An 11,090-nucleotide genomic window follows, 5' to 3' on the forward strand; every position below is an offset into this window, starting at 1 on the left:
CACCACCAGGTAGATCTCGTCCTGCTGGTGCGGACCCTGCGTGTCCTGTGCACCCGCGTCGAGCGCGTAGAGCCCGGCCGACATGGTCCGCTCCCGCCGGCCGCCGGGCCGCCCCGACCCTGACCGCCCGCACCGTGGCCGCCGTGCCCACCGGGACCGTGCCCACCGGGACCGCCACCGGCCGGCGGGTGGCCGGGGCCCCACGGGCCCGAACCGCCGGGCCCGCCGCCGTCGGTCCCCGGCCCGCCGCTCTCCGGCGCCAGCACCCCGCCGTCGCGGTCGGCGCTGACCACCAGCGCCGCCAGCACCGTGGTGATCGGCACCGAGGCCACCAGCCCGATCGAGCCGATGAGCGTCCGCACGATCTCCTCCGCGACCAGTTCGCTGAAGGCGACCGTCCCCACCGACTGCTGGGCGATGGTGAACAGCAGCAGCAGCGGCAGGGCGGCGCCCGCGTACGCCAGCACCAGCGTGTTGACGACGGAGGCGATGTGGTCGCGGCCGATGCGCATGCCGGCCGCGTAGAGCTTCACCCACCCGGCGCGCGGATCGGCCTGTTTCAGCTCCCAGATGGCCGAGGTCTGGGTGACCGTCACGTCGTCGAGGACGCCGAGCGAGCCGATGAGGATGCTGGCGAGCAGCAGTCCCTGGATCTCGATGTCGGGGTAGAGCGCGTGGACCAGGCCGGTCTGGTCGTCGGTGTTGCCGCTGAGCCGCGCCCAGTTGGTGAAGAGCGACCCCAGCACCCCGATCATCACCAGCGAGATCAGCGTGCCGAGGATCGCCACCGAGGTCCGCGCGGTGACCCCGTGCACCAGGTACAACGTCACCAGCATGATCACGCTGCCGCCGAACACCGCGACCAGCAGTGGGTTGGAACCCTGAAGGATCGCCGGGAGGATGAAGAGCGTCAGCACCCCGAAGGTGACCACCAGGCCGACCAGCGCGAGCAGTCCGCGCAGTCGTCCGATGGCGACGACCACCACCGCGAAGATCAGCGCCAGCACCATGATCGGCACCGACCGCTCCACGTCGTAGACGGAGTACTGGAGCTCCTCCGGTGCGTCCGGCGCGTAGGCGACCTTGACGCCCTGGCCGGTCTCGAACCGCTGCGTGGCGTCCGGCGGCACGACCTCCTCGAAGGTCCGGCCGACGTGGTCGCCGCTGGTGACCTCGACCGTCGCCACCTCGCAGGCGCCGCTCACGCCCTGCGGCACCGCGACGCCGAGGTCGTCGCAGGGCTCCTCGCGGACGTCGGAGACGCGGGCGTTCTCCACCTGCCGGTCGTAGCCGACCCCGGTGCGCTCCTGCTGGTCCGGCACACCCCCGGGCCACAGCAGCACCATGCCGCCCACCATCACCGCGGCGAACGGCAGCAGCACGGCCGTGATGACCTTGCGGAGGCGGGCCGAGACGGGCGCGGCCGGCCCGTGCTGGTGGGTGTGGCCGTGGGGGTGGTCGTGAGCGTCGTAGGGGTCGTCCCGATGAGATGTCACCGGACGATCATCGCAAGAGAACCTGGCGTGCCCTGGTCACAGCTCGCGGTGTGCCGCTACCGTGGGTGCCGCACATCTGACGTCGCGGGAGCTCCGAGCACGGGGCTGAGAGGGCGCTGACCGGCAACGACCGGGCCGAGGGGCCACGGCAGCCGACAGCTGCGCCGACCGCTGAACCTGTACCGGGTAATGCCGGCGTAGGGAGTGGGTCTCATGACCTCGCACGACGCACACGCGCGCGCCCAGCGGGCCGCCACCGACCCGACGACACCGTCCGCACCGGGCTCCCCGGCCGCCGCGGACAGCGCCGTCACCGACCACGAAGCCCCGGCCGCGCCCACCCCGGCACCCGGCTGGCACAAGGGATACCTCTCGGGCTCCCGGCCCGACCTGCGGGTCCCGGTCCGTCGGGTCCACCTCACCGACGGACGCCACGTCACGCTGTACGACACCTCCGGCCCGTACACCGACCCGCAGGCCGCGACCGACGTGCGGCGCGGCCTCGAACCCCTGCGGGCAGGCTGGATCGGCGAACGCGGCGACACGGAGGAGTACCCGGGGCGCGCGCCGCGTCCCGAGGACGACGGGGCGCGCCGCTCCGCGGCCGGCGGCGCGGGGCTGGACACCCTGGACGCCGTCTTCCCCGGCGGCCCGCGGCTGCCGCGCCGGGGCCGCGACGGCGGGGCGGTGACCCAACTCGCCTACGCGCGGCGCGGGGTGATCACCCCGGAGATGGAGTACGTCGCCGTCCGGGAGAGCGTCGACCCGGCGTTCGTCCGCGAGGAGATCGCGACGGGACGGGCGGTGCTGCCGGCCAACGTCAACCACCCCGAGTCCGAGCCGATGGCGATCGGCAGGAACTTCCTGGTGAAGGTCAACGCCAACATCGGCAACTCCGCGGTGACCTCCTCCATCGAGGAGGAGGTGGAGAAGATGACCTGGGCGACCCGCTGGGGCGCCGACACCGTCATGGACCTCTCCACCGGCCGCAACATCCACACCACCCGCGAGTGGGTGCTCCGCAACTCCCCCGTCCCCATCGGAACGGTGCCGCTGTACCAGGCGCTGGAGAAGGTCGGCGGCAGGGCGGAGGAGCTGAGCTGGGAGGTCTACCGGGACACGGTGGTGGAACAGGCCGAGCAGGGCGTGGACTACATGACGGTGCACGCCGGGGTGCTGCTGCGGTACGTACCGCTGACCGCGCGCCGCAAGACGGGGATCGTGTCGCGCGGCGGCTCGATCATGGCCGCCTGGTGCCTCGCCCACCACCAGGAGAGCTTCCTCTACACCCACTTCGAGGAGCTCTGCGAGATCCTGCGCGCGTACGACATCACGTACTCGCTGGGGGACGGGCTCCGGCCGGGCTCCATCGCCGACGCCAACGACGAGGCGCAGTTCGCGGAGTTGCGCACCCTGGGCGAGCTGACGGGCGTCGCGCGGTCGATGGACGTGCAGACCATGGTCGAGGGCCCGGGCCACGTCCCGATGCACAAGATCAAGGAGAACATCGACCTCCAGCAGGAGATCTGCGACGGGGCGCCGTTCTACACGCTGGGGCCGCTGACGACGGACATCGCCCCCGGCTACGACCACATCACCTCCGGGATCGGCGCGGCGATGATCGGCTGGTGGGGCACGGCGATGCTCTGCTACGTCACCCCCAAGGAGCACCTGGGCCTGCCCGACCGGGACGACGTGAAGACCGGGGTGATCACCTACAAGATCGCCGCCCACGCCGCCGACCTGGCCAAGGGCCACCCCGGGGCGCAGGCGTGGGACGACGCGCTCTCCGACGCCCGTTTCGAGTTCCGCTGGGAGGACCAGTTCAACCTGGCGCTCGACCCGGACACCGCGCGCGCCTTCCACGACGAGACGCTGCCGGCCGAGCCCGCCAAGACCGCGCACTTCTGCTCGATGTGCGGACCGAAGTTCTGCTCCATGAAGATCAGCCGTGACATCAACGAACGGTTCGGCGGCGGCGTGAACGCGACGCCCGAGGAGATCGAGGCCGGGATGCTGGAGAAGTCGCAGGAGTTCGCGGCCTCCGGCAACCGGGTCTACCTCCCGCTGGCCGACTGACCGCCCGGGTCGGCCGGTGACGCTCCGGGCGTCGCCGGTCGGCCCGGCGTGGTGCGAGCGGCGCAGCGCCCCGGAGCGGACGCACCCGCCGCTACGCTGACCGGAGGCGAGCACTGGGGGCGGCGATGCGGTGGAAGAGCCACGGGGAACGTCCGGTCCACCGGACTCCCTGGGTCGACTTGTGGGTGGCCGACGTGGAGCAGCCGGACGGCGCCCGCCAGGACTACTACGTCGTCAAGCTCCGCCATCTGGCGGTGGCCGCCGTCGTCAACGAACGGCGCGAGGTGCTGATGATGTGGCGGCACCGCTTCGTCACCGACTCCTGGGCCTGGGAGTTGCCGATGGGCCTGGTGGAGGACGGCGAGACACCCGCCGAGGCCGCCGCGCGGGAGGCGCTGGAGGAGACGGGGTGGCGGCCCGGTCCGATGCGGCCGCTGATCTACGCGGAGCCGGCCAACGGGATCACCGACTCGCAACACCATCTGTTCCGTGCCGACGGGGCCACGTACGTCGGCCCTCCCACCGAGCAGAACGAGTCCGACCGCATCGAGTGGATTCCACTGGCGGAGGTCCGCGGCATGATCGACCGCAGGGAGGTCGTCAGCAGCGGTTCACTGGTCGGCTTGCTGTACCTCCTGGTGGACGAGGGGCTCCGCTGACGCGGTGGCGGTGACGCGGCCCGACCGCGACGCTCTTCCCGGTGCGGCGGCCTCTCCGCCCCGCGGACACGGGAGATCACGGACTGGGCGAGGCTCGGGCAGGGGTCACCCGAGGTACGGCCGGTCGCGGTGCTCCAGGAAGTGGCGCAGCCGCAGTCGCTGCGTGTGGTGGATCGGCAGGTGCTCCAGCTGATCCGGAGGGACGAAGCGCAGCTCCGTGGACTCCTCGGAGATCGCCAGTCGCCCGCCGACGATTCTCGCCGTGAAGCAGACGTTGAACTGTCGGCGTACTTCGCCGTCCGTGTAGGCGATGACGTGCCGCGGGTCGGTGTAGGTGCCAACGAGGCCCGTGACCTCGACGTCCAGACCGGTCTCCTCCTTCACCTCGCGGACGGCCGTCCCCGGCAGCGAGTCGGTCAGTTCCATGCCGCCACCGGGAAGGGCCCAGAGGTCGTTGTCGCGTCGCCGCTGGAGCAGGATGCGTCCCTGTTCGTCGGTGACGACGGCCGAGGCCGCGGCCACCATGCTGTTCGGCTCGGGCGCGTTCGGGTCGTCGTAGTACTCGGTCCGTGCCATGGTCACTCCTCCTGCCGCGCGGGCGTCGCCGTGGACCAGACCGCGTCGAAGCTCTCGACGTAGGTGTCGTGTCGAGCACGCCGCCTTCGCGCTGTCGGGTCGTCGACGCCGGCCACCTCGTGCAGCGGCGGGTAGTGCGTAAAGGCCAACCAGCAGGGAGCTTGAAGCCGCCGCTGGCACTCTCCTCCCGCGGACGCGCGCCCGGACGTCCTCCCGCCCGTTCGAGCTCCTGCGGTCACAGCGGAAGCACAATTTTCGTCAATCTGACATTAATTGGGGTCGGCTCGGCCACCGGGGCGGCTTTCCTCTGCGATGCTGGGCGTCGACGAGAGGGGCAGAGCGATGCAGTGGAAGATCCACGGGGAACGTCCGATCTATGAGAACCAATGGGTCAATCTGTGGCTGACCGACGTGGAGCAGCCGGACGGACGCCGCTGGGAGTACCACGTCGTCAAACTCCGTCACTTGGCGGTGGCCGCCGTGATCAACGACGAGCAGAAGATTCTGATGATGTGGAGGCACCGCTTCGTCACGGATGCGTGGGCGTGGGAACTGCCCATGGGCCTTGTCGAGGACGGGGAGAGTCCCGCCGAGGCCGCCGCACGAGAGACGATGGAGGAGACTGGGTGGCGGCCCGGTCCGATGAGACCGTTGATCTACGCGGAGCCGGCCAACGGGATCACCGACTCGCAACACCATCTGTTCCGTGCCGACGGGGCCACGTACGTCGGCCCTCCCACCGAGCAGAACGAGTCCGACCGCATCGAGTGGATCCCGCTGGCGGACGTCCGCGGCATGATCGACCGCCGCGAGATCGTGAGCAGTGGCTCTCTCGTCGGCCTGCTGTATGTACTCATGGACGCCGGGATGCGCTGACCCGAGCTGGAAGAAGATCACGCAGCCGTGACTCGAAAGCCAGCACTGCGGGCTCCCGCCGATGCGGGGCCAGCTCGTCGTAGAACTCGCGTAGGTGCCCGGCCACCCGCTCCGACCCGACCGAGGCAGCGGGCTCCAGCGCTTCCGTCGCCGTCTGGCACGCATGATCCAGCTTGCCCAGCTGGAGTTGTGTACGGGCCAGCCAGAACGTGTGAAACGCGCGCCCCCTCCGGTTGGTGCCGCTCGCCCGCCTCAAGGCATCGGCGATCAAGGGCTCCGCAGTCGCAGCCTCACCGAGTCGACCGAGTGCGATACCGGTATCAACGACGAGCTTCGCCTCGTCGAAGTAGGTGACCCACGGGGGGTCGGGGTCGCTGCCCTTGATCCGCTCGAACTGGCGACGTGCCTCACCAATGGCCGCGTGCGTACCGGCGTGGCTGGCGAGAGTCGCCTGCGCGAACGCCTCCCGCAAGGACAACATCGACAGCACGCGGGGAGTGGTGCCGACCGCCGCGCGGGCCTCGTCCTGAGCCGCGTTGACCAATGCCAACGCGTCCCCTGGCCGGTCCTGGTACGTAGCCTGCAAGCTCATGCAGGCCAGGACATTGGCCGTGAACTCCCGGTCGTCGATCTCCCGGGCGAAGCGCAAAGCCTCCGTGAAGTACGAACGGGCTCGGGTGTACTGCCGAGCATCGAAGTACATCCACCCTGTGAGGCGCGCGAGCTCGGCGGCCACGCCGTGCAGATCGTGCCGGATGGCCCCGAGGCTTGTCCCGTTGAGCAACCCGACAACGTAGCGGAGCTGCCCGACGACAGCAGGCCGCAACGTCTCGCCTCCGTGCTGATCGTCCCGCCGCCAGTAGTCCTCGATACCGGCACGCAGCGCGAGGAGCGTGGAAGGGGTCGGGGCGGGCCGGGCGGTGAGGGCGATGATGCCTTCGACCTCCGGGCCCGGCAAAGACGCAGAAGGCGATGATACGGGCAGGGCGGGTCGAGGTTGCTCCTTTACCGCATCCCGGAGTCCGACGGGGGTTTCCCATTCCCGCCGCGCCAATCCGAGCATGTGCCCAGGGATCCGTAATCCATCGGCGATGCGCTCGATGACATCCATGTGGAGCAACTGACGCCGACCTGACAAGACTTCGCCGACACGACTCGGGGTGAGGTCGCACCGCCGCGCGATCATCGAGGGATAGATGCCCGCTCGGGTCTTGACAATTCGGAACACTGCAGAGAAGTCACGGGCGCGGCATGCCGCGATCATCTGAGGATGCATGAGGAGCCCTGCAGGCAACTCTGGTGAGCGAGATGACTCGATCATCGGGCTGGCTCCCACAGCTCAGAGATACGAAACGTCACTGGGCACCGACTTCGCACCATATTAGCCAAGTTGGGTAACCAACATGGCCTTCCACGAGGTGCCGACGATTCGAGAGCCTGATGTGCATGACGAACAACCAGCAGACGCGACCCGAAATCGGTGAACCGGCCGTGGATCGTGCGACCGGACGCGTCGGCATCGTGATGGGCGAGGTGGGCGGCCGCGTGCAGCTGCGACCGATCGGCGGCGGCATCGAGTGGGAGGCTCTGCCCGCGCAGGTGGTGCCGCCCGGGACACGGGAGGAACTGAGCACACGCCTGGCCGTGCGGAACCGGCACAGCCGCATCGGACTGTGACTCGTGCGTGCGGCCGGTGCACCTGCTGCACCCTCGCCGGTTGCTCCACTGATGCCCCTGCGCGGCGGGTCCCACCAGCCACGAATGCGCCTGACCCGATCCGCCCCGTAGGGGCGGATCGCCCCTACCCCGTCCGTCGCCATCGCAGTGCGGGACCAAGGACGCCTGGAGGCGCAATGAAGGGTTCGACGAGTCGGACCGTCCGAACGATGGGCGACAACGTCCGCCCCGGTGACGTGATCATGATCGGCGGGAACCCGCACACGGTGACGAACGTGCGACGCGTCGCGGGTGGGCGCAGACTTCTGGAGTTCGCCGACGGCAACCTCTACGTATTGGGCGCCGCGTTGCCCGTGCACATCACGCGGACTCGGGCACGGCTCGTGGCTGGACGCGACGGGCTTCTCCGCGTGGTCCTTCACTGACCAATGCGGCGGGCCGACGGCCGACGCGCGACTGTCACGCACACGGGGCCACGGCCGCCGGATCGCACCGGCCCCGGAGGACGGCTGCCAAAGGAGCAGGATGCATCCGGCCGAGCCGGGCGGAGCCCGCCCTACCGAGCGCCGCCGGCAGGTGGGTGACGCGATCGTCGTTATCGTGCGCTCGCACATCACGAAACCTCGGATCGAAAGGGGCAACATCCGATGACCGCAACTGAGTTCGAAGCGAAGCTTCTCAACGTCCAGCCCGAGAAGATCCGCGCACTCCTGGTGGAGGCCGGGGCCGAGCACGTGATCGACCGCTTCCAGCGTCGCTACGTCTACGACATCCCCGACCTGCCCGGGGCATGGGTCCGTCTGCGTGACACCGGCACCGTCGTCACGCTCTGCGTCAAGGAGATCCACTCCGACGCGATCGACGGCGTGACCGAAACGGAGACGAGCGTCGGCGACTTCGACGCCACGAACACGCTCCTCGGCAGGCTCGGCTACCAGCCGAAGGCGTACCAGGAGAATCGTCGGTCCTCCTGGACGCTGGGGGGCGCGGCCATCGAGATCGACGAGTGGCCGCTGATCCCCCCGTACCTGGAGATCGAGGGGGACAGCGCCGATCACGTCCACGCGACGGCGCTCACGCTCGGGCTTCCCCTGGCCGAGCTGACGAGCGAGAACACGACCAAGGTCTACCGCCGGTACGGGATCGACATCGAAGCGATCCCCCGGCTTACGTTCGAGTGACAGGAGACAAGCCTTGTCAGTGACCCAACGCACGGCGGTCCGGGTTGTCCGTGACAGGACCATCCGCGTCAAGGTAATCGACGAATGCGGGTTGGCCTGCACGTTCTGCCACAACGAGGGAACGCCGGTCACCGCCGACAACAAGGGCCGCGCTCTGCTGCCCTTCGTCGCGGGACCGGGCAGGACCGGCCGCGTGTCGATCTACAGCGAGACGAACGGCGTCAACTTCCTCGCGGCGAAGATGGCTCCGGACATGTCCTTCCGGCGGGCGGTGCGGACCGTCGCGAGGGCGTTCAACGCCGGCGAGGTTCACCTCACGGGAGGGGAACCCACCCTTCACACGGAGGTGTCCTCGTTGGTCTCGGCGCTCACCGGCATGGGACTGAGCGTCGGGATGACCAGCAACGGGGAGCGCGGCCGACAGGTGATGCCGGAGTGCTCGGTGGCCGGCCTCAATCGGGTCAATGTCTCCGTCTTCGGCACCACCGCCGATGAGCTTCAGGCCGTTCAGTCCGAGCGCTTCACGTCGGCGGGCCTGGCAGAAACGAAGATCCGGGCTGCGGAGCAGACCATCCGGGCCGCCGTGTCCAACGGAGTGAAGGTCTCCGTGAACATCGTTGTTCCCGGGATGGCGCACGTGGACCGGGTCGTCAACCTGGTCGAGTCGTACGGCCAGTTCGCGGACGTGCGGATGCTCACCAGCATCCAGGACGGAGCGGAGTCGATCGCGGCGATCTCCGAAGTACTGGCCCGGGTCGGTGCGGAACCGGTGCTTCGGACTTTCACCGCCGGCACCTCCGACGAGCGCACCCTCTACCGGGCACTCGGCAGCCGGGCCGTCTACGTCAAACGGCTGCTGCCGGTACGGCTCCCGGAAACCTGCGCGTCGTGCCGTTTCAACAACGACACGGACTGCGAAGAGGGCTACTACGGCGTCCGGCTCTACCTCACCGACCAGGGGGAGTACATGGTCGGCGTCTGCATTCAACGGATGGACCTCTGCGTCCCCGTGGCCGAGCTCTCGCAGAGCGGGATCGTGGAAGAGGTGCAAGCCTTCAAGGATGCCGAAGTCCGGCGGCTGACCAGCCAGTACGGTGCCGCCGCGTGATCGACGGCACGCCCTGACAACACCATGAGCGGCGGACCACCCATGACCTTGGCGGGAAGGGCGGTCCGGCTGCGAGCTGACCTCGCCGGCCAGACCTGGTGCCCCGTGGCGCTGAGGTGAGCGGCATGTTCACAGCTGCGCCGGCTGCCCGAGGGTCCTAAGGGAAGACCGGCCCACGACTGGCAGGGCTACGGAGGGGGCACAGCAGCCGGGCGCGCCCTCCCCGGGGCGGTGCCCGGAGAGCGGGGCGCCTCCGGCTCCGGGGGCGCCGCACGCGCCCCCGGGCGGGGCTCGGCCTCCCGGGCGCCGGCGACCCGGCGCGCCGACGGCGCCGCAACCCCTCCCAGGGCGGACCCGGTTGGCGTTGCGCGGGGTGCGCCCGGGACGATACGTGCAGGAGCAGCGCAGTCGGGTAGGCGACTCCTGGACAGGTCGTATGGTGTTACCGGATCACGGCAGGTGAGTGCGGATGTTGGCGGGCACGGGAGAGTCGGCATGAGCGGCGGGCAGCCCTGGCAACCCGGGTGGCAGAGCGGACCCACACCGCCGCCGCTGCCCCCCACGTCTCGCGCGTCGCCGGTGCCGTGGGCGATCGCGCTGATCGTGCTGCTGATCGCGTCCCTCGCGGTGGCGTTCACCGCGGACGCGCGCGCCGGGTCGGACACCCGGGCCGAGGCCGCGAACGCGTCGGGTGAGTTCGCGCTCGACGGCCTGGAGGAGTTCCGGCTGCCCGGCGGCGCCGGCGGCCCGGGCGGACTCGGCGCGGGCGGCGGGTACGACGTCCCCGTCGACGACGGCGCGGACGACGTCTCGACCAGCGGACCCGGCGACCCCACCACCGAAGCGTTCCGCGACGTGCGCCCCGGCGACTGCCTGACGCTCTTCCACAACGGCGTCGACTGGAGCACCGACCTGCCCTGGAAGGCCGACTGCGAGGCGGACGAGGGGCTGATGGCCGTCACCGCCGTCGAGAGCTCGATCGAGGCCTGCCCGAACGGGCCGGGCGAGATGCACTGGCCGCACACCGCGCCCGGCGGCGAGCAGATCGTGCTCTGCCTGGACCGCCAGTTCCGCGTCGGCCACTGCATGCTCGCCGAGCAGGACGAGGACGGCGAGGAGGGCCGCATCGTCGACGGCAACCTGATGAGCCTGGTGGACTGCACCACCGACGCGGCGCCCGAGCCGTGGAACCAGGTCATGCACATCACCGGCGTGCTGCCGGCGCCGGAGGAGGTCACCTCGGGCGCGTGCGCGCGCAGCGAGAACGACGCGACCTCGTACTGGCACTGGACGGTCAACGGCGGCGAGACGCTGGTCTGCACCATGGTCTTCCGCGGCTGACGGGCCGCGGCCCGTCCCGGGCAGCGGCCGGGGGGGGGGGGGGGGGGGGGGGGGGGGGGGGGGGGGGGGGGGGGGGGGGGGGGGGGGGGGGGGGGGG

Annotated in this window: 12 protein-coding genes; 8 read left to right on the forward strand and 4 right to left on the reverse strand. The window is 70.2% G+C overall.

Features of this window, described 5'->3' with window-relative positions:
* The coding region (locus tag HCN56_RS18885; protein ID WP_376770894.1) for a YibE/F family protein at nucleotides 1-1,496 on the reverse strand (1,496 nt) is incomplete at its 3' end.
* A gap of 213 nt (nucleotides 1,497-1,709) precedes the next feature.
* Between HCN56_RS18885 and thiC the strand changes: the two genes are divergently transcribed.
* Both thiC and HCN56_RS18895 read left to right on the forward strand, forming a co-directional pair.
* Nucleotides 1,710-3,575, forward strand: a complete 1,866-nt coding sequence (gene thiC, locus HCN56_RS18890; RefSeq protein WP_167972731.1) for a phosphomethylpyrimidine synthase ThiC — start codon at nucleotides 1,710-1,712, stop codon at nucleotides 3,573-3,575.
* Nucleotides 3,576-3,700: 125 nt separating this feature from the next.
* Nucleotides 3,701-4,234, forward strand: coding sequence for an NUDIX domain-containing protein (locus tag HCN56_RS18895; protein ID WP_167972733.1), 534 nt, complete (start codon nucleotides 3,701-3,703; stop codon nucleotides 4,232-4,234).
* Between the two features lie 105 nt (nucleotides 4,235-4,339).
* Here the strand turns inward: HCN56_RS18895 and HCN56_RS18900 are convergent, their stop codons facing one another.
* Both HCN56_RS18900 and HCN56_RS18905 read right to left on the reverse strand, forming a co-directional pair.
* On the reverse strand, nucleotides 4,340-4,810 hold the full coding sequence (locus HCN56_RS18900) for an NUDIX domain-containing protein (protein ID WP_167972735.1): 471 nt from the start codon (nucleotides 4,808-4,810) through the stop codon (nucleotides 4,340-4,342).
* A 2-nt stretch (nucleotides 4,811-4,812) separates the two neighbouring features.
* Nucleotides 4,813-4,959 carry a hypothetical protein gene (locus tag HCN56_RS18905; protein WP_167972737.1) on the reverse strand — a complete coding sequence of 49 codons (147 nt, stop codon included), beginning with the start codon at nucleotides 4,957-4,959 and terminating at the stop codon, nucleotides 4,813-4,815.
* Between the two features lie 193 nt (nucleotides 4,960-5,152).
* On the opposite strand from HCN56_RS18905, the gene HCN56_RS18910 reads away from it, so the two are divergent.
* The gene (locus HCN56_RS18910) at nucleotides 5,153-5,686 is read left to right on the forward strand and encodes an NUDIX hydrolase (RefSeq protein WP_167972753.1); all 534 of its coding nucleotides are present in this window, start codon (nucleotides 5,153-5,155) and stop codon (nucleotides 5,684-5,686) included.
* Here HCN56_RS18910 and HCN56_RS18915 read toward each other — a convergent pair.
* Nucleotides 5,664-7,007 carry a helix-turn-helix domain-containing protein gene (locus tag HCN56_RS18915; protein ID WP_167972739.1) on the reverse strand — a complete coding sequence of 448 codons (1,344 nt, stop codon included), beginning with the start codon at nucleotides 7,005-7,007 and terminating at the stop codon, nucleotides 5,664-5,666. The genes HCN56_RS18910 and HCN56_RS18915 overlap by 23 nt on opposite strands.
* Before the next feature lie 125 nt (nucleotides 7,008-7,132).
* Between HCN56_RS18915 and HCN56_RS18920 the strand changes: the two genes are divergently transcribed.
* The 5 genes from HCN56_RS18920 to HCN56_RS18940 all read left to right on the forward strand — a co-directional run bounded on the left by HCN56_RS18920 (nucleotide 7,133) and on the right by HCN56_RS18940 (nucleotide 10,993).
* Nucleotides 7,133-7,363, forward strand: a complete 231-nt coding sequence (locus HCN56_RS18920) for a hypothetical protein (RefSeq protein ID WP_167972741.1) — start codon at nucleotides 7,133-7,135, stop codon at nucleotides 7,361-7,363.
* 209 nt (nucleotides 7,364-7,572) lie between these two features.
* A complete protein-coding gene (locus HCN56_RS18925) occupies nucleotides 7,573-7,788 on the forward strand; it encodes a hypothetical protein (RefSeq protein WP_167972743.1) in 216 nt (71 codons plus the stop codon).
* A 222-nt stretch (nucleotides 7,789-8,010) separates the two neighbouring features.
* Complete coding sequence (locus tag HCN56_RS18930) at nucleotides 8,011-8,544, forward strand: class IV adenylate cyclase (RefSeq protein WP_167972745.1); 534 nt, start codon at nucleotides 8,011-8,013, stop codon at nucleotides 8,542-8,544.
* A 19-nt stretch (nucleotides 8,545-8,563) separates the two neighbouring features.
* Entirely contained in the window at nucleotides 8,564-9,652 is a 1,089-nt protein-coding gene (locus HCN56_RS18935) for a radical SAM protein (protein ID WP_167972747.1), read from the forward strand.
* A gap of 579 nt (nucleotides 9,653-10,231) precedes the next feature.
* Nucleotides 10,232-10,993, forward strand: coding sequence for a hypothetical protein (locus HCN56_RS18940; RefSeq protein ID WP_167972749.1), 762 nt, complete (start codon nucleotides 10,232-10,234; stop codon nucleotides 10,991-10,993).
* The last annotated feature ends 97 nt before the right edge of the window (nucleotides 10,994-11,090 follow it).

This window comes from Streptomyces lonarensis, from assembly GCF_012033735.1.
In the GTDB taxonomy this organism is placed as follows: Bacteria; Actinomycetota; Actinomycetes; order Streptomycetales; family Streptomycetaceae; genus Streptomyces; species Streptomyces lonarensis.